17 protein-coding genes are annotated in these 18,870 nt (G+C 61.1%); 10 read left to right on the top strand and 7 right to left on the bottom strand.

Annotation, left to right across the window (positions count from 1 at the left end):
- Window position 1 precedes the first annotated feature (1 nt).
- The 7 genes from DWX63_RS04860 to DWX63_RS04830 all read left to right on the top strand — a co-directional run bounded on the left by DWX63_RS04860 (window position 2) and on the right by DWX63_RS04830 (window position 7,853).
- On the top strand, window positions 2-976 hold the full coding sequence (locus tag DWX63_RS04860) for a nucleoside hydrolase (protein WP_117564514.1): 975 nt from the start codon (window positions 2-4) through the stop codon (window positions 974-976).
- Window positions 977-1,079: 103 nt separating this feature from the next.
- Window positions 1,080-1,568 (top strand): S-ribosylhomocysteine lyase, encoded by a 489-nt coding sequence (locus DWX63_RS04855; RefSeq protein ID WP_117842989.1) that lies wholly within the window; start codon window positions 1,080-1,082, stop codon window positions 1,566-1,568.
- A 144-nt stretch (window positions 1,569-1,712) separates the two neighbouring features.
- Window positions 1,713-2,357, top strand: a complete 645-nt coding sequence (locus tag DWX63_RS04850; RefSeq protein WP_117842988.1) for a DUF4867 family protein — start codon at window positions 1,713-1,715, stop codon at window positions 2,355-2,357.
- Window positions 2,358-2,694: 337 nt separating this feature from the next.
- Entirely contained in the window at window positions 2,695-3,714 is a 1,020-nt protein-coding gene (locus DWX63_RS04845) for a family 1 glycosylhydrolase (protein ID WP_304650753.1), read from the top strand.
- A gap of 256 nt (window positions 3,715-3,970) precedes the next feature.
- Window positions 3,971-5,737: a histidine kinase N-terminal 7TM domain-containing protein gene (locus DWX63_RS04840; RefSeq protein ID WP_158559613.1), complete on the top strand. Its 1,767-nt coding sequence runs from the start codon at window positions 3,971-3,973 to the stop codon at window positions 5,735-5,737.
- Window positions 5,738-5,739: 2 nt separating this feature from the next.
- A complete protein-coding gene (locus tag DWX63_RS04835) occupies window positions 5,740-7,233 on the top strand; it encodes a sensor histidine kinase (protein WP_117842986.1) in 1,494 nt (497 codons plus the stop codon).
- Entirely contained in the window at window positions 7,230-7,853 is a 624-nt protein-coding gene (locus tag DWX63_RS04830) for a response regulator transcription factor (RefSeq protein ID WP_117842985.1), read from the top strand. Before DWX63_RS04835 ends, DWX63_RS04830 begins: the two co-directional genes overlap by 4 nt.
- A gap of 191 nt (window positions 7,854-8,044) precedes the next feature.
- Here the strand turns inward: DWX63_RS04830 and DWX63_RS04825 are convergent, their stop codons facing one another.
- The 4 genes from DWX63_RS04825 to DWX63_RS04810 form a co-directional block, all read right to left on the bottom strand.
- Window positions 8,045-8,887: a hypothetical protein gene (locus DWX63_RS04825; RefSeq protein ID WP_117842984.1), complete on the bottom strand. Its 843-nt coding sequence runs from the start codon at window positions 8,885-8,887 to the stop codon at window positions 8,045-8,047.
- 80 nt (window positions 8,888-8,967) lie between these two features.
- The gene (locus DWX63_RS04820; protein WP_117842983.1) at window positions 8,968-10,209 is read right to left on the bottom strand and encodes an SPFH domain-containing protein; all 1,242 of its coding nucleotides are present in this window, start codon (window positions 10,207-10,209) and stop codon (window positions 8,968-8,970) included.
- A 48-nt stretch (window positions 10,210-10,257) separates the two neighbouring features.
- A complete protein-coding gene (locus DWX63_RS04815) occupies window positions 10,258-11,580 on the bottom strand; it encodes a hypothetical protein (protein ID WP_117842982.1) in 1,323 nt (440 codons plus the stop codon).
- Between the two features lie 24 nt (window positions 11,581-11,604).
- Complete coding sequence (locus DWX63_RS04810) at window positions 11,605-12,342, bottom strand: DUF4428 domain-containing protein (RefSeq protein ID WP_117842981.1); 738 nt, start codon at window positions 12,340-12,342, stop codon at window positions 11,605-11,607.
- Window positions 12,343-12,548: 206 nt separating this feature from the next.
- On the opposite strand from DWX63_RS04810, the gene DWX63_RS04805 reads away from it, so the two are divergent.
- A complete protein-coding gene (locus tag DWX63_RS04805; protein WP_158559612.1) occupies window positions 12,549-12,800 on the top strand; it encodes a response regulator transcription factor in 252 nt (83 codons plus the stop codon).
- A 249-nt stretch (window positions 12,801-13,049) separates the two neighbouring features.
- Here DWX63_RS04805 and mgtA read toward each other — a convergent pair whose 3' ends face one another.
- Entirely contained in the window at window positions 13,050-15,668 is a 2,619-nt protein-coding gene (mgtA, locus tag DWX63_RS04800; protein WP_233514477.1) for a magnesium-translocating P-type ATPase, read from the bottom strand.
- 438 nt (window positions 15,669-16,106) lie between these two features.
- On the opposite strand from mgtA, the gene pyrE reads away from it, so the two are divergent.
- Entirely contained in the window at window positions 16,107-16,790 is a 684-nt protein-coding gene (gene pyrE, locus DWX63_RS04795) for an orotate phosphoribosyltransferase (protein ID WP_117842979.1), read from the top strand.
- Between the two features lie 353 nt (window positions 16,791-17,143).
- On the top strand, window positions 17,144-17,764 hold the full coding sequence (locus DWX63_RS04785; protein WP_055250846.1) for a helix-turn-helix domain-containing protein: 621 nt from the start codon (window positions 17,144-17,146) through the stop codon (window positions 17,762-17,764).
- A 143-nt stretch (window positions 17,765-17,907) separates the two neighbouring features.
- Here DWX63_RS04785 and DWX63_RS11490 read toward each other — a convergent pair whose 3' ends face one another.
- Entirely contained in the window at window positions 17,908-18,078 is a 171-nt protein-coding gene (locus DWX63_RS11490; RefSeq protein ID WP_233514476.1) for a hypothetical protein, read from the bottom strand.
- Window positions 18,075-18,761: a MurR/RpiR family transcriptional regulator gene (locus DWX63_RS04780; RefSeq protein WP_233514475.1), complete on the bottom strand. Its 687-nt coding sequence runs from the start codon at window positions 18,759-18,761 to the stop codon at window positions 18,075-18,077. Before DWX63_RS04780 ends, DWX63_RS11490 begins: the two co-directional genes overlap by 4 nt.
- Between the last annotated feature and the right edge of the window lie 109 nt (window positions 18,762-18,870).

The following is an 18,870-nucleotide window of genomic DNA, read 5'->3' as shown; positions in this document are numbered from 1 at the left end:
AATGGCAACCAAGAAGCTGATCCTTGATCTGGATATGGGTGTGGATGATGCGATGGCGCTCGCCTATGCCATCGCAAGCCCCGAGGTGGAGCTCGTCGGCATCACCACGTGCTTTGGTAACGTGCGCGTCGAGCAGTCGGCGCACAACTGCTTGGCGGTGCTCGACCTGTTGGGTCGTCCCGAGGTGCCGGTGTACCTGGGCGCCGATCGTCCCATGAAGGCGACCGAACCCTACACGCCGCCGGCGTCCACCACGCTTATCCACGGCAAGAACGGTATTGGCGGCGCAAGCGTGCCCGCCTCGCCGTACGAGCCGGTGGGCGCGACGTCGGCCGACGGCAATGCGGCGGTCGATTACCTGATTGATGCCGCGCGTACCTATGGTCCCGATCTGGTCTACGTTGCGACCGGCCCGCTCACCAATCTGGCGCTTGCCCTGGAGCGCGATGCGGCGGCGATGATGTCTATCGGCCGCGTGGTCGTGATGGGCGGCGCCCTTACCGTGCCCGGCAACGTGAGCGCGGGCGCCGAGGCCAACATGGCGGGCGACCCCGAGGCTGCCGACGCTGTGTTGCGCTCGGGCCGCAAGCTCACCATGGTGGGCCTGGATGTGACGCACCGCGTGGTGCTCACACGTCGCGACGTTGCCGGCTGGACGGGCTCGGGCACTATGGCTGGCTGCGCGTTTGCGAGCATGGTCGAGCACTATATCGGTTCGTACGAAATGAACGCGCCCTACCTGGGCGGCTGCGCGCTGCACGATCCGCTGGCGGTTGCCGTGGCGATTGATCCCACGCTCGTGGGTGCGCTCGGCTGTAACCTGCGCGTTGACTTGCTGGGCGAGTATCGCGGCCGCACCATCTGCGACGAGCACCGTCTGTCCGATCCAGATAAGAGCGCGCTCGTGGCGCTGACCGTCGACGCCCCGCGCTTCCTGTCCGAGTTCAAGGCCCGTATGGCTCGTGTCCTTGGCTAAGTTGTCTTTTTGGGACGGGGCTTTTTTGACTGGTATGATTAGTGCGACCATTCGAGCAAGCTAAAAGAGCCCCGTCCCAATTTGACTATCGAGAGGATCTGCCATGGAGCGCATCGCCAGCTTTTCCGTTGATCATCTGCTGCTTGAGCCCGGCGTGTATGTGAGCCGCATCGACCGCGATCCGGCGACCGGTGCCGCCGTCACCACGTTTGACCTGCGCCTGACCACGCCCAACAAGGAGCCGGTCATGAACACGGCCGAGTGCCACACCATCGAGCACCTGGGCGCGACGTTCCTTCGCAATCATGCCGAGTGGTCGAGCCGCATTGTCTACTTTGGCCCCATGGGCTGCCGCACGGGCTTTTACCTCGTCGTTTTTGGTGAGCTGACGAGTGAGGAGATTCTGCCACTCGTGCGTGAGCTGTTCGAGTTTGTCGCCGGCTTTGAGGGCGATGTCCCCGGTGCCGCTCCCGAGGAGTGCGGTAACTACCTGGACCAGAACCTTCCCATGGCGAACTGGCTCGCGCGCCGTTACCTCAACCGCGACCTGGCCGATATCGACGAGAAGCACCTGCACTATCAGCAGGCGTAAGGGCTTTATCGCCCAAAACGCGCGCATTGGGCGCCTTCGCTTATGCGGGGGCGCCTTTCTGTTGATTGGTCGGGACGAGCGTTCAAAATCGCTCATGTTTGTTCTAGAATGTTCGTATAGTCACATTTACGAACAGGAGTGAACATGCATATCTACTCTGTCAACGATTCCGAATTCAAATCCTATGGCAACGTTTGGGATGACGTTCCGTCCGAGCTCACGTCGCCCGTGCTCGAGGCGCTCTCTGCCACGCCCATTCCCGAGGGCGGCAAATACGTAGCAAGTGCGCCGGAGCTCGAGGGCGTCAAGGATGCCGATAAACTGGGCTTTCTCATGTTTGGCGGCCGTCCCTTCCAGCTCGGTTGGTGCAACGGCCACAACACGCGTCTCAACTGCCTGGAGTACCACCGTGCGAGCGAGTTCAACCTGGGGGCGCGCGACTTTATCCTGCTCGTGGCGCATCGCTGGGAGATCGAGGACGGCAAGCTCGACACCGCGTGCGTCAAGGCGTTCCGCGTGCCGGCGGGTACGGTCGTCGAAGTCTTCAACACCACGCTCCACTACACGCCCTGCATGGTCGACGACGGCGGCTTCCAGGTGATGGTGGCGCTGCCGGCGGGCACCAATGGCCCGCGCCCCGAGGCCGCAGCCGACATGCCTGCCGCCGGTGACAGCTACTGCTACTGGAAGGCCGACAAGTGGGTTCTCTGCCACGCCGACAGCCCCAAGGCAGCCGAAGGCGGCTACGTAGGCCTCGTCGGCAAAAATCTCGACATCGCCTGCGATTAGAATCTTCCGTCTCAATCTGTAACATCTATCGGGCTAAATCGTCTCTACCTGTTACAGATCGAGACAAACTGCAGGGGAAAGACCGAACAATCTCAATCTGTAACACCAGTCCCGGTTTTGGCGGCCTACCTGTTACAGATCGAGACAAACGGGCCCAAACCACCACAAAGGTGCCTGTCCCCCTTTGTGGTGGTTGGGGGCGGCGGTATCAAAAAGTGTCAGACGGGGGCGGCTGCCGAGCGCCTGCGCGCGAAAAGAAGTGTCGACCTGCGCCGTTGCCGTTGAGTAGCGCGCTGCTTGCGGGGATACTGAAGCCACGACAAACTTCGACTGCCCGATTTACCTCATCAAGGAGTACGGCGGCTGGCGCAACCGCAAGCTCATCGACTTCTACAAGAACCTCGCGACCACGATCTTCACCCGCTACAAGGGCCTGGTAAAGTACTGGCTTACCTTCAACGAGATCAATATGATCTTGCACCTGCCGTTTATGGGTGCCGGTCTGGTCTTTGAGGAGGGCGAGAACAAGGAGGCCGTCGAGTACCTGGCCGCCCACAACGAGCTCGTCGCCAGCGCTTGGGCAACCAAGATCGCTCACGAGATCGACCCCGAGATCAAGATCGGCTGCATGCTCGCCGCAGGTAGCTACTACCCCTACAGCTGCCGTCCGGGCGATGTGCGCCAGGCGCAGCTCGACAACCAGGACAATTACTTCTTCGTCGACGTCCAGAGCCGCGGCTACTATCCGGCCTATGCCGTCAAGAAGCTCGAGCGCCTGGGCATCGATGTGGGCATAACGGACGAGGACCGCGAGATCCTGGCCGCCAACACCGTCGACTTCATCAGCTTTAGCTACTACAGCACCCGCTGCTCTGCCGGTGCCGATAACCCCGATGTCGAGCGTACCCAGGGCAACGCCTTCGCCGGCGCCAAGAACCCCTACCTGCAGGAGAGCCAGTGGGGCTGGGCCATCGATCCGCTGGGCTTTCGCATCACCCTTAACGACCTGTACGACCGTTATCAGAAGCCGCTGTTTGTGGTCGAGAACGGTCTGGGCGCCAAGGATGTTGTTGAGGAGGATGGTTCCATCAACGACGACTACCGTATCGACTACCTGCGCCAGCATATTGCCGCGATGCGCGACGCGGTGACCGAGGACGGCGTTGACCTGCTGGGCTACACCACCTGGGGCCCGATCGACCTGGTGTCTGCCGGCACGGGCGAGATGTCCAAGCGCTACGGCTTTATCTACGTCGATCGCGACGATGCAGGCAACGGCACCCTCAAACGCTCCAAGAAGAAGAGCTTCGACTGGTACAAGAAGGTTATTGCTTCTAATGGTGAGGACCTGTCCTAAGGAAGCTGAGGCACTCAACTTCATAGCCTCCTAACCAAGGCGCCCGGCGAGTATGTGCTCGCCGGGCGCCTTGCCGTCGGCGGATTTTGGGACATGTGGCCCGCTTTTTGGGCCTGCCTGTCGGTACACTAAAAGCACTATGGGTACCCGTGCACGACATATTGGCCACGCGGCCGCCCGATCCGCGCCCGTAGCGGATCCCAGGGGCGGCAGGCTCTTTGCCATGCCGCGATTCCTTGTTGGCATAACACATCAGGTGTACCGTCACCGCGTCTTTGCTATCGCCGGCGCCATCACCGCGCTGTTCCTCATGCTTTTGGCGGTCTTGCCGGCGCTGTTTGCCTCCGACCCCAAGCTTTCCAACGCCGTGCCCGCCTATAGCGAGGTGTCCAAAGAGGTCGTGGATGCGCTCGTCCACTCGAGCTCTCTCCCGTTGCTTGTCGCCGCAATTATATTTTCGATCTGGGGTGTATCGGTCTATCTGCGCTGTTTGGACTATGTGTTGCGCCGCCGCCTTGTTGCCGTCGCCACCATCTGCGCCCTCTGGATGATTGAGGTCATCCTCAAATACAAGTCGTTCACACCGGTTTACGCCACGATCCTGTGGTACCTGTACTACGTGCCCATGACGCTCATTCCGCTGCTCTACCAGTTGTGCGGTCTGCGGCTTGCGGGGCTGGAACAACACCGTGCGGGCCGTCGCTATCGCGGCATCCTGTGGATCGTGGCCATCCTGCTTATCGGTTTTGTGCTCACCAACGATTTCCACCGGCAGGTATTCCACTTTGACCGTGCAAGCGACACCTGGAGCAACGATTATACGTACGGCTGGGGTTATTTCGCTGTCCTCCTGTGGACGGCCTTTAACTTCGTGGCCTTTTTTATCCTGGTGGGTCGGTCCTCGTCCTTTCGCATTCAGCGCTTTTCGGGCACGGCGGTGCTTGTTTTGTTGGGTGGTGCGTTCTTTGCCATCTCGTATGCTCTGCGCGTGCTCTGGGCATGGAGGCTCAACTTTTCGCTCGTCTATTGCGTCTTGTGCGTGATGGCGATGGAAATCTGTCTCGATTGCGGTGTCATTCCGTCATATCACGACATCGCCGGCATCTTCGACACCTTGCCGCTCGACCTCAAAGTTCTAACGCGCGACCTGCAGGAAGTCTATGCCACGCCAGTGTCAAAGCCAATGCCGGTAGGCGTGCGCGAGGAGTTGCGGACCCAGGAGCACGGCCGCGCCCATGCCTTTGCCGTGGCGTCCGATCCCGATGTGATGTACCGTGCCTTTCCACTGCTGGGCGGATCGGCCCTGCTTGCCCAAAACGTGTCGGAGCTCAACGAGCTCAATCGCGAGCTGGCGCATCGTCGCATGGAGCTGCAGCGCCAAAACGAACTGCTCACGGCCGACTACGACCTTAAGACGCACCTGGCAGATCAAGAGGCCGAGACCTTGCTGGTCCAAGACGTGGACCAGGCACTCGCCCGCGCGCTCGAAGAGATGTATGACCTGCTGAGCTCGCTGCCGCCGTTGACCGACGAGGCATCTTCGCACGAGCGTTACCGCATGCTGCAGTGCGCCAAGATGCTCGTCGCCTATTGCAAGCGCAAGGGGTCGCTCACGCTGGCGCAGCACGGGGAGAGCGGCTTTGACCGCGACCGCATCCAGCTCATTGCCAACGAGCTCGCAAGCGACCTGCGCACCGTCGATGTCGATTGCGCCTCGATTATCGCCATAAGACGCCCCATGCACGCCAGCACGGTGAGCGCGCTGTATGACTGTGTGTATGACTTTGCGTTTTTTGCCTACACCACCGACCATCCGGCGCTCATGTATCACTTGGGCGACCATGACTCGTGCAGTGTCGAGCTGCGCGCCACGCTCTTCTCCAACGATGAGGAAGACTTGTCTCAGACACCGGCCGCCCATGAGCTCGAAAGCGCTCTGCAAGGGCGCAACGTGGCATACCGCCTTGAGGGCGAGCCCGGCCAGCTGCGCATGATCGTCTTGATGCCGAGGGCGGGTGAGTAACGATGCAGATTTCGCTCATCCTTCCCCAAATCGTTGCGCTCGATGTTGTCTTCGCCCTGGCTGCGTGTCTACAGACGATCCACGTCCCGCTCATCGCATCGCGCCGCTCGTCCTATAACCGTAAGGTGATTTGCGCCTACGAGGCGAGCCTTGTGCTTCACTTGGTCATCTCGGCTGTCATTTTGTTCGCGTCGTCTGGCTCATATCTGGTGGCGCCGCTTGACGTTTGCGCCAGGGCAATGGGCGGAGCGCTGTGGCTCAATGCCGCGATCTTTGCCTACGGCGTAGTGCTTATGGTGCACTATCGTTGCCCCGTCATGCTGGCCGAGCTGCTGCTTGTTGCCGCCGTGACACCGCCGGTGGTTTTTGCCATGGGCTCGGCGTGGGCCGTTGTCCTTATCGCAGAGGGAGCGTTCTTCCTGTTCCGCTCCATCGCGGCGCTCCTAATGGACGTCCGTAACCGCCAAGAAGATATCACGGCGTTCTCGACGATCGAGACCATCAACGTGATTCCCGTCGGTATCCTGTATCTGGATTCAAAGGGCCATCCGTTGCTCATGAACCGCTGCATGCGCAAAAACCTCGCTGAGCTTCACATGCCCACCGACTTGCACGATATGAGCGGCACATGGAACGGCCTTCGAAAGCTCAGCGCCCAGATGCCCGAGAGCAGCAGAGACCGCGTTCGAATTGACCTGGATCGCTTTGGTGAGACACGCGCGGTGGTCGAGGTTTCTCCTTCCGAGATTCGCCTGTTTGTGTGCGACGACGTTATGGTTTCGGGTCGCCCCTTGGAGCGCATCATCGGCTTGGACGTGACGGAGTACGCACATGCCCATGACCGCCTGGCGCACGCCAACCGACTGCTCGAGCTTGCGGGCCAAGAACTTCAATCGCAGATCGAAGAGGTCAAAAAAGTTGCTGACAATGCGGCCTATCTGCGTATGCGCGCTCGCGTGCACGACGTGATCGGGCAGCGCCTGTCCATCCTCCATCGTTATCTGGAGGAGGGACGCCTGGATGACGAGTCACTCGAGCAGATCGACCCGCTGCTGCGCTCAATCGCTGCCGATCTGCGCAGCGGGGGCGACGCCGAACCGGCAGAGCAACTGGGCGATATCGTCCATGCCTTTGGTCTGGTGAGTGTGCAGATTGATGTTGAGGGCGCGCTGCCTGAGGACGCGCGTGTCGCGGCAGCCTTTTTGCAGATTATCCGCGAAGCCTCGACCAATGCCACCAAGCATGCACAGGCCCATCAGGTCCATGTGTGCCTGTGGCAGGAGACGTCGGAAGACGGCGCTGTTGCGCGGATGACCGTTTCTAACGACGGCGCGCCTGCGCCCGTATCGTATCGCGAGGGAACGGGTATCCCTGGTATGAGGCATGTCGCACAGAATCTGGGCGGCAGCTTGGAAGTCCGCGCCGCCCCGCCCTTTACGCTTGCGGTGTCCATCCCGCTCGCCTCCAACGCCACGGTCCAAAGGAGAAGCTCATGATCCGCGTGTTAATCGTCGAAGACCAGGCTATCTTGCGCGAGAGCCTCGCGCGTTCCGTGGGTGACCAGCCCGACATGACGGTTGTCGCCGCGATCGCCGACGCCTCGGATGCCTTGGACGTTGTGCTCAAGGAGCGCCCGGACATGATACTGATGGACGTGTGCACCGAGCATGACTCCAACGGCATTGTGGCGGCGGCGCGTATTAAAGAGGAGCTGCCCGAGTGCCGCGTCATCATCATGACGGGCATGCCCGAGATCACCTTTGTGGACCAGGCGCGCGAGGCGGGCGTCGATAGCTTTGTGTATAAGAACGTCGGTATCGACGAGCTATTCGCCGTGATGCGTTCCACGCTGGCGGGTTACTGCACGTTTCCCAAGCCTCCCGAGAGCATCTTCTCGGGCACGGCGGCCCTCGACGATGTCGAGCTGTCGATTTTGCGCCTTGCCTGCGAGGGCAAGAGCCGTCGCGAAATTGCGGCCGAGCTGTTTATGAGCGAGGGCACCATCAAGCGCCGCATCTCGGAGATCCTCAACAAGACCGGCTACGACAATATCATGCGCCTGGCCGTGCATGCGGTGACCGAGGGCAGCATCGTTCCCAACATGGAGCGCTCGTAATCGACGCGCTCGCCCGTGTTCCGGCGCCGTAAAGATAGACCGCCCGCCGTTTCGCATCTAAAAACGGCGGGCGGTCTGCTTGTATGGGCAGTGTTGTTGGCGCAAGGCGACGGTGCCGCAGGATCAACTCCTGCGGCACCGTCTGGTGTGCGCGGATGTGTCCGCCAATCCGCGGCTATCGGTGTCCGCCGTTATGCGATGGTTGCGCTGTAGGAGGCGACGTCCTCGTAGGAATCGGTCAGGTAGGCGTCGATGCCGATGGTCGTGTTGACCAGGCTGTCGAAGCTGTCAAGCGTGCCCTTCGAGAAGGTGAACTCTTCGGTGGCGTTGGTGCCGGGCATCAGGTGGGCCGAGAACCAGGCTTCCTTCATGGTGCCGTTGACGTTTGTCTTGCCGGTGGGAGCGTAGAAGGTCAGGTCCTTGTCGCTCTTGTTGACGATGTTGACGACAAAGCCGATGTCGCCCCAGTCGTCCTGGAACTTCTCGGTGATGGTGATGGTGCACAAATCGTCATCGGCGACGGTGGCGGCGGGGGAGATTTCGACGCTCTGGACATCGCCGTCTTCGACGGCCTCCTCGACTTCCCCTTCCTTCTCGGCGGCCTCGCGATCCTTCTTCACGGTACCGGATAGGTCCTTATCGGACTTGCTAAAGATGAGCTTGTCCTCGCCGTCCTCAAGGACAAGCTTGCCGTCCTCGAGCTTCACGTCGGTCGTCTCCTTGTCGACGGTGATACTCGCGGTGGTAGCGTCCTTGGCCTCCCACTTTAGGTCGGAAACTTCGGAGAACAAATCGAGGCTGCCCGTGCCGTCTTCGTCTAGGACCAAGATGCAGCTGATGCCCCATTCCTCGAACATATCCATATACTCATCGGTCAGCTCTTCGCCCTCCGTGGTTCCACCCGAGAGCTTCCAGCTGCCGACAAAGTTGGCCTTGGGGTCTTTGCCGCCGCCGCTGCAGCCCGTCAGGGCAAAGGCGAGCGCAAGGACGCATGTCAGAAATGCGAGTACGGACTTTTTGAACGTTGTCTTCATGGTGTCCTCCTTTATCGAACGAAACCCATAGAAGCAAATGCGGGGGTGGCGGACCCCCCGTCAATTACCAGATAGAGGGGCTAAGGCCTAGGTGTTCCGCAGTTGCTGCAGAACTTGCCGCCGTTTTCGCTGCCGCAGTTGGGGCAGAACCACTTGGCCGGTGCCGGGGCGGGTGCGGGACTGCCACACTCGGGGCAGAACTTGCCGGTGTTGGTGGCGCCGCAGCTGCAGGTCCACGTGCCGGCCGCGGGGGCAGCGGCAGGGGCCGGTGCGGGGGCGGGTGCCGGAGCCGGCTGCGGGGCGGCCTGCTGCTGTGCCTGGCCGGCGGCGAACAGTTGACTGGCGTTCATGCCGCCCATGCCGCCCGCCATGCCCATGCCCATAAAGCCTGCCATCGCGCCGTTGGGGTTGGCGGCTGCCGCGCGCATTGCGTCGCTCTGGGCGCTGGCGATGTTGGCGGCTGCCATGGTGGGATCGCGCATGACGGCGGCTTTCTGCAGGTCCTTGATCATCTGCTCGTCCTCTTGCGAGGCAGCGATGGAGTTGACGCCAAAGCTCACGATCTCGACGCCGCGCAGGTCACGCCAGTCGGCAGAGAGGACCTCGTTGAGCGCGCGGGCGAGCTCGGTGGTGTGGCCGGGGATGGCGCTGTAGCGGATGCCCATTTCCGAGATCTTGGCAAAGGCGGGCTGCAGGGCGGTGAGCAGCTCGGACTTAAGCTGGCTGTCGATCTTGTCGCGCGTGTAGCTATCGGTCACGTTGCCGCACACGTTGGTGTAGAACAGCAGCGGGTTGGTGATGCGGTACGAGTACTCGCCGTTGCAGCGCACGGAGATGTCAACGTCCAGGCCAATGTTGTTATCGACCACGCGGAAGGGCACGGGCGAGGCGGTGCCGTACTTGTTGCCGATGATCTCCTTGGTGTTGATGAAGTAGACGCGCTGGTCCTTGCCCGCGTCGCCGCCAAAGGTAAAGCGGCTGCCGATATTGGCGAAGGTCTCCTTGATGGAATCGCCCAGGTTGCCGCTAAAGACGCTCGGCTCGCTGCCGGTATCGAAGACGAACTCACCGGGCTCCAGTGCGACTTCGATGATCTTGCCGTTTTGCACCACGAGCATGCCCTGGCCGTCGTTGACGGCGATGACCGAGCCGTTGGAGATGACGTTGTCCTCGCCGCGCGTGTTGGAGCTGCGGCCACCGGTGCGTTTGCTGCCCTTGCAGGCCAAGACGTCAGCAGGCATCGATTCGCAATAGATAAATTCCTTCCACTGGTCGGCCATGACGCCGCCGGCAGCACCCAATCTAGCTTTCAAGAGTCCCATGGTGATCTTCCTTTCTCGTCAAAGGCCGGGTGGTATTGGTCGGATTGCTTAGTCGTCCTTGTCGTCTTTCATGACAACGGTGGTCTCGGTGTGGTTGAAGGTGTCGTGCTTCTCGGTCAGGTCGAGCTCGCCGCAGTACTCGTCGGCGTGGGTGGCCTCGTTGGCCGTCTTGAGCTGGCCTACCAGTAGCACGTCTCCGATAATCACGATGATCAGCGGCGCGACGATGTTGATGAGGATGCCCTCGATATCAAAGGCGAGGTAATCCGGATCGAAGGCGTTCTCACCCATAAAGAGAATCTGGGAGAGGATAAATCCGATCACAAAGAACAGCACCGAGGCAATAGCGAGCTTGGGCTTGGAGCAGGGGAGCTCGCCGACCAAGCGGCCGGTCTGGCCGTTCATGGCAAACAGGTAGCTCTTGCCGTTCCACGAGGTGGAGAGCATCCAGACGGGGAACAGGGCGTAGTCGCTGTCTTCCCAGGTGTAGTCGAGCTGCTTGCTTTCGACCGTGGCATCGTCGTATTCGTCGACGACAGTCTCGCGCAGGGCCGAGATCGTGCTTTCTTCCATACGGCGCTCGGCGCGCGCCTTGCAGGTCTCGCAGTCCTCGTCGTAACGGTTGGCGATGTAGCCGGGCATATATGCGACCGAGAACGGACGCAGCGCGTCGTAGTCAAACGGCTCGATGGCGTCCATGTGGCCGTCGGGCATCTTGGACGATCCGTCGACGGGCACGCGCTTAAACGAGATATTGCCCTTGCGATGGGCATCGTAGTGGTCGGTGGTCGTGACGGTGCGGTCGGATTCCTCGGTCACGGTCTCGTTGGTCGCGTCAAAGTACACTTCGCCGTCCACGCGGGCGCCGTAGAGCCAAAACGGCACGTAGACACCTTGGACCTCGTCGATGTGGTTGCCGGTGACAAAGCTCTTGGGCAGCAAGATCTTGCCCTTGTAGTGTCCCTTGAGTGCGGCCGTGACGTCGTCGCGCCCGAGCTTAAATGGAATCACCAGGTCGGGCGAGAAGTCGCCAGAGAGCTGGCCGGGCGCCACGGCGGAGTTGCCGCAGTACGGGCAGGTGGTGACGGCGACGGTGCCGTCGGACACGAGCTCGGCGCCGCACGACAAGCAGATGTAGCCGGCGTTTTGGGCGAGCTCCTGCACGGCATCGTCGACAGCAGGTTTGGGAGCTGCGGCTGCGGCATCGGCTTTGGCATCTGCCTTGTCCTGGCGCTCGCGATAGAGGGCCTCGACTTCTTCGACTTCAAAGCGTGAGTCACAGTAGTCGCAGACGAGCTTTTGCTCGGCACTGGCAAAGTGAAGGGGGCCGCCACACGCGGGGCACTGATAGTTGACGCTCTCGAAGGCCATGATCGGTCCTTTCCGTGCCGGAGGCTATGCGCCGATGGCGCCGCCGCAGTATTCGCAGCGCCCACTGGCATCGGGAATGGTGGTGGCTCCGCAGAAGGGGCAGGTCACCGCGGTCTTGGGGGCCTTGGCGGCCACGACGCTGTCGCGCGTCTCCTGGCGCAGCTGCACCAGCGCGTCGCGGACCTCGGTTGCCTGGCGCTTGGCCTCGCGGTATTCGATGGAGCCGCGCTGATCGATGGTGGAGTCGTTTACGCGCAGGTTGATCTCGGTAAAGTACGGCGTGTTGACGTGGATGGTCAGATTAAAGTCGTAATCCAGGTCGTAGCGCGGCGGGTTGTAGCTCTCGCGCTCGCCGTCCTCGGTCTCGCGATAGATTTCGGTGCGATGCTCGTCGATATCCATATCGCAGCCGAGTACCTGCGAGAACTCGATGATGTCGGGATTGGCGTCGCGCCAGCGGCTCTGCGAGGTGATGATCAGCAGGCCCGCGTCCTCATCGAGCATGATGTTGGTGCGCCCGGCAGAAAGCGTGCGCGTGGGGTTGAACGACGCCAAGCGCTCGGCATTGGCCTCGCGGTAGGCGAGCTGCTCGCGGATATCGTCCGCGGTGCTGGGGCGATAGCCGTGAAAGTAGGGGGAGAGCTTGCCGGCGCACTCTTTGCACAGGTAGCCTTCATTGATTTTTGTCTTACCTAGAAGTCCCAGCTCGGTACCGCAAATCGCGCACTCTTTCTTCTCGAACATCTTGTCAAAGAAGCCCATGGCTGCCTCCCATCAACTGGTAGCGTGTGTCACTTTTGATGATGGGGGAGTGCGCAGCCTTTCACGATACCCAGACGGCTCAACGAGTCTCCACAACTGGGACACATGGCCCATTTTTCATCCGGCACATAGGGGCACTCCTTGCCGCGGGTAGTCATTGGGCACTCATTGGGGACGTACTTAAATGAGTGGTGCTTAAATGAGTGGTGGAGGCCGCGGAGCCCACGTCCGATGAACGCCTCGATGCTTTCGTCGTCACCTTTGAGCTTACAGAGCGCGAGCGCGATATTTTGGAGGCCTTGGTCGCATCGCACGAGAGCGTTCAGGACATCGCCGCAACGCTCTTCCTTTCGCGCTCCACGCTCTACCGCCATATCGCCTCGATCAACAAAAAGACCGGTGCCGTCTCGCGCGTGGCCCTCATCAACTTCTTCTGGTCCTGGACACCTCAAGACTAGTTAATTTGGGACGGGGCTTTTTTAGCTGTTTTGGGCCGCCGCGGCCAGCGGGGGCGGGTCGCGGCGGCCCAAACATCCTTGACGAAGGTGCCGGTGAAGTTACAGCAGCTCGCCGTGGCGGGCGATGTAGCGGCGCTTGACCAGCTGGGTGAGCGCGATATAGGCGGTGACGATGCCGACGAGCAGCGCGAAGAAGCTCGGCGGCAGCGGCATGAGGCCCAGCGCATCGGCGATGGGGCTTGCCGGCAGTCAGGTGACGAGTGCCAGACCCAGCACGGTGAGGGCGCACAGCGCGGGCGCGGCGTGGTCGCGCGGGCTCGGCAGGCGCGGGGAGCGCAGCATATGGATCACGAGCGTCTGTGACCACATGGACTCGACAAACCATCCGCTCTGGAAGAGCGCCGCAAAGGCCGCCATGCCTGCGACGTTGCCCGCGGCGGCAACCTCTGCCCAGCTCGCGCCCACGGTTGCGGGGCACACCACAAAGAAGAGGACGACGAAGGTCGCGATGTCAAACAGCGAGCTCACGGGGCCCAGCTCAAGCATAAAGCCCTTGATGGACGCGGCGTCCCAGGCGCGCGGACGGGCAGTCCAGGCGTCATCGACGGTGTCCCACGGCAGCGCGATGCATACGATCTCGTAGACGAGCGACAGCAGCACCAGCTGCAGGGCGCTCATGGGCAAAAATGGCAAGAACAGGCTCGCGACGGTGACGGACAGCACGTTACCAAAGTTGGAGCTTACCGTGGTCTTGAGGTACTTGAGCAGGTTGCCGTAGGTGCGGCGGCCTTCGATGATGCCGCGCTCGAGCACGCCCAGATCCTTCTGGAGCAAGATGATATCGGCGGATTCCTTGGCAATGTCGACGGCGGAGTCGACCGAGATGCCGCAGTCGCTCGCGCGCATGGCGGCGGCGTCGTTGATGCCGTCGCCCATAAAGCCCACGGTGTGGCCGAGCAGCTCGCGCATGACGCGCACCAGACGCGCCTTCTGCAGCGGCGAGAGCTTGGCGAAGAGGTGGGTGTTCTCGGCGCGCTCGGCAAGCTCGGCGTCGTCGAGCGCATCGATCTCGGAGCCCAGCAAGACGTTGCTCGCGTCGATACCGATTTGCTCGCAGACGGTGGCGGCGACACGGTCGTTGTCACCGGTCAGAACCTTGACCGCCACGCCCTTGGCCTCGAGGGTGGCGACAGCGCCGGCGGCACTTGCTTTGGGCGGATCGAGGAAGGCCAAAAAGCCCATCAGCACCATGTCGCACTCGTCGGCGATGCCAAACTCACCCACGCAGCGCGGATTGGTCTTTTGCGCCACGGCGATCACGCGCAGGCCCTCGGCATTGAGTCCGGCGACTTGCTTGCGAATCTGGGCGAGCTTATTTTCGCTGAGCGGCTGGGCGACACAGTCAACCTCGACAAAGGAGCAAATCTCGAGCATTTCCTCGGCAGCCCCCTTGGTAACCATCTGGGTTTTGCCCTGGGCGTCGGCGACGACTACGCTCAGGCGACGGCGTGTGAAATCGAAGGGCACCTCGTCGACCTTGGTATAGCGGTCGCGCAGGCTCTGGCCCAGCGTGGAGTCGGGCGCGACAGTCGAGGGCGTCACGTCGGCACGGTCGATGACGGCCAGGTCGATAAGGTTTTTGAGGCCGGTCTGGAAGAAGCTGTTCAAAAACGCATGGCGCAGCACGCGTGCGTCCTCGTTGCCGTCAGTGTTGAGATAGCGCTCGAGCACGATGCGGTCTTCGGTGAGGGTGCCGGTCTTGTCACAGCACAGGACATCCATGGCACCGAGGTTTTGGATCGCCGGCAGCTCCTTGACGATAACCTGGCGGCGGGCGAGGTCCTTGGCGCCCTGCGACAGGCTCGTGGTCACGATGACGGGAAGCATTTGCGGCGTGATGCCCACGGCCACGCTCGTGGCGAACAGCAGCGCGTCGATGACGCTGCCCTTGGTGGCGGCGTTGATGGCAAAGACGGCCGGCGCCATAACGAGCATAAGGCGTACGAGCAGCATGGAGACGCTCGAGACGCCGCGGTCAAACGCGCTCTTCTCGCCGCGCCCGTTGAGCATCTTGGCGATGCCGCCCAGGTAGGTGTCCGAGCCGGTGGCAACGACAAGTGCTATAGCGGTGCCGTTTTGCACGGAGGTGCCGGTAAAGACGATGTTCTTGCAGGCAGAGAGCGGCAGCGCGGAGCTGCCGGCACCCTCGGCGACGGTGATGGCAGCGGTCTTTTCGACGGCCTCGCTCTCGCCGGTGAGTGCGGACTCGATCACAAACAGGTCGCGCGCGGTGATGATGCGGGCATCGGCCGGCACCATATCGCCGGCAGAGAGGCGGATCACATCGCCGGGGACGAGATCGTCAAAGGGGATCTCGATACGCTCGCCGTCGCGCAGGGCACAGCAGGTGTTGGAGACCAGGTCCTTGAGGGCCTCGGCCGCATTGCCGCTGCGGGCTTCCTGGATAAACTTCATGCCGCCCGATACCAGCAGCATGATGCCGATGACGATGACCGTGGAGGGGTCGCGCTGCGGCTCGGGTACGGCGAGCACATCGATGTAGAGCGAGACCAGCGCGAGCGCGGCGAGGATGCCGGCGAAGGGATCGATGAAGGCGTCGGCGATGCGGCGGGCGAGCGTCTTGGTCGGTGCCTCGATGGTGTTGGGGCCGGAGACGTCCAGGCGCTCGGCGGCGTGCTCGGCAGTGAGCCCGTCGGCTGTGGTGTCGAGCAGCACGAGGGCGTCCTCGGCGCTATGGGTAGCGGCGAATATGGTGTTCTTGGGCATGCCGGTGTGAGCGGCGGGGCGCGCCGTGCGGCGGCGCTTGGAGATGGCTTCGAGTACCGTGGCGGTTTTGAGCATCAGCATAGGGTCCTCCTTGTTGAAGGGAGTTAGCGTACGTGTCGTATTTGCTTTAAAAAACCTAGATGTCGCTCACGTCATACTCGCGAACCACCACAAAGGGGACAGGCACCTTTGTGGTGGTTTTGACGATCGGTTAGTGGCGCTTATACGTGTGCGGAATCCTCGCGGCGTGCCGAGGGCGACATGCAGGTTTTTCGACTATGACTGCCTTCCATGGCACACCTCCTTAAGACCGGGCGCAGCGCGCTTTGGGTATCTCGTACCCTTTCTAATCCGCCCGTATTCTTGATGAGGGGGTTTGCCATGTCAACCCCCATTGTTCGGAAAACCGTTGCCCCTGACAAAGCCTTTACAGAATGACGTGGCCTCAAAGCGCGCCCGCATCGACGCTTCGCCTGCGCTAAACTGGAAGGCACGTACGCGATTACGAGAGGAGCCCGCATGGAGGCTTACAAGCAAGAGTTCATCAAGTTTATGGTTGAGTCCGACGTTCTTAAGTTCGGCAGCTTTACGCTCAAGAGCGGCCGTCAGTCCCCGTTCTTTATGAACGCCGGCGCTTACGTGACGGGCTATCAGCTCAAGAAGCTGGGCGAGTATTACGCCCAGGCCATCCACGATAACTTTGGCGACGACTTTGACGTCCTGTTTGGGCCGGCCTACAAGGGTATTCCGCTGGCTGTTGTTACCGCAATTGCCTACCACGAGCTGTACGGCAAGGAGGTCAAGTACTGCTGTGACCGCAAGGAGGCCAAGGACCACGGTGCCGACAAGGGCAACCTGCTGGGTTATGAGCCCCAGGACGGCGACCGCGTGGTCATGGTCGAGGACGTCACCACCTCCGGCAAGTCCATCGACGAGACCTATCCCAAGGTCATGGCTGCCGCCGACGTCGAGATCAAGGGCCTGATCGTGTCCCTCAACCGCATGGAGGTCGGCAAGGGCGGCGTGACCACCGCGCAGAAGGAGATCGAGGCCAAGTACGGTTTCCCCGTCGCGAGCATCGTTTCCATGGCCGAGGTCGTCGAGACCCTCTACAACCACGAGATCGACGGCAAGGTCGTCATCGACGACGAGCTCAAGGCCGCCATCGACGCCTACTACGAGCAGTACGGAGCCCGAGAGTAGTTACGGCGTTTTACCAAACGCCGTAACCGGCCGACGCTGCGCGCCGCCCAGGGCGACAATTTGTCATTCAAAAGGCGAGGCATGACCAGAAGGTCAATACCTCGTCTTTTTCATGCCAACTTGTCCGCCCTGGACGTCGCTCGCTGTCCGTCCTCTACTTGCGGCGTTGTCTTGCTCCGGATGCGGTGGTCATTGGGGACGTTCTTAAATGACTGCTCGAGATGAGCGTCCAAAAATCCGCGCTCGTTCGATTGACGCATGTCTACGCAGCGTAGGTTGTCGAGCCTGGCCTTCAAATGGATACTGACTGTCGAACCGGTTCACTCCATTTCTTCAATTTGATTGGACAGCCCATGAACCAGACACGGCAAACCAATGCCTCCCATACTTTTTTGGCAGCGCATGCCATCAAGCAGCTGCGCGAAGAGCGCGGCCTCACCCAGCGCGCCCTGGCGGAAAGCCTTGGCGTGACCGATAAAGCCGTCAGCAAGTGGGAATCCGGCCGCGGCCTTCCCGACATTTCCCTCGTTGAGCCTTTGGCCCAGAGACTCGGCATAAGCGTGGCTGAGCTTTTGGCTGGTGATATTCGGGCCAACGCCAACCGTGCAGGCAATATGCTCAAAGGCGTCTTTTACGTTTGCCCTATCTGCGGAAACGTTGTGCACGCGCTCGGAGAAGGCAGCTTTAGCTGCTGTGGCTCCACGATGTTTCCCCAGGAGGCCGAAGAGCCGGACGCGGACCACGCCTTTTCCATCGAGCGCATCGAGGACGATTGGTACGTCACGCTCGATCATCCCATGACCAAGGATCACTACATTAGCTTTGTGGCATATGCGACTATGGACGGCATCTGCTTCAAGAAGCTCTATCCAGAGCAATCGGTGCAGCCGCGCTTCCATATTACCGGGCGCGGCAGGATATATCTTTACTGCAACCAACACGGACTCTTTACGTCGCTGACGCCTCGCAAATAACGGCCGTCTATCCGCCCTCCTCATGCGTTCCCAGGGGACCCAAAATGAGCGTGGATAATCTCCCGGTTTTGGCCTGTGTGCGGGCTCAAAGTGGGAGATTATCCACGCTCGTTATCTGAGTGTCCAAAAATCCACGCTCGTCGCTACTTGAGTCCGGGCAGGCGGGTGTAGGGGAACGAACGCTCTAGGAACTCGGAGCAGCGGGCGTAATCTTTGGCAAAGTAGCTGCTATAGAGCGAATCGAGTACGTATTGCACGGCGATATGGCTTGCGAACCGCGTGATGCGGTGCGTCATGCTCTCGTGATCGCTCACCGTAAGGTAGGCAGCAAAGCCGGGGTGAATGCGCGCGCAGTATGGCGTGCCGATGACGATGACCGGGACATGCCGGCTGCTGAGGATCGGCAAGATTTCCTTGAGGTTGGGCGCAAGGCCGCTGTAGGAGATAACGATCGCCGCGCGGTTTGAATCCGAGGTGAGAGCCGTGCGCACCTGTGCCTCGATGTTGCCGTAGCATGTGGCGCTTTTCCGGACGAGAGTAGGCGGTCGCGGAACATCCTCGCTGGATACAGGTTATGCGAGCCCGTGTAGATGTCCACGGTGCCGGCGCGCATGACGAGCTTGGCGGCCTGGTCGAGCTGCGTGGGGTCGAGCAGCTCCTGCGTTTCGGCCAAAGTGGTCTGGTAGAGCCCCTCCATGCGTTCCATCACCTGCGCAGGGGTGGAGGTGACATCGAAGGGAAAGTTGATGTCCACGTCGCGCCGGTTGCCCGCCTCGGTCGTCAGACGGATGAGTTCGACTTTGAGGTCTTTGAATCCCTCGAGGCCGAGTTTTTTGCAAAAGCGGTGCACGCTCGCGACAGAAACGTTGGCGCACGCGGCAAATTCCTTAATGGAAAGCCCGCGGACGTTTTCGCCCATGGCAAGGGCCGAGATGCCGAGCTGTTGCTCGGTAGGGGTAAGGCCCTGTGCCTCGGAAATCTTGCGTTTGATATCCATGCGAACTCCCACACTCGCCAAACCTGCCAAAAAGGGACAGGTTTATTTTGGCACGTTGGTGGCGCGCGCAGACGTGGTGTAAGAGCGTCCCGAGGTCCGTCGCTGCAAG

Source organism: Collinsella sp. AF20-14LB, from assembly GCF_003459505.1.
In the GTDB taxonomy this organism is placed as follows: domain Bacteria; phylum Actinomycetota; class Coriobacteriia; order Coriobacteriales; family Coriobacteriaceae; genus Collinsella.
Note: the sequence above shows the minus strand (reverse complement) of the source record. Positions and strands in the feature narration are given on the sequence as shown.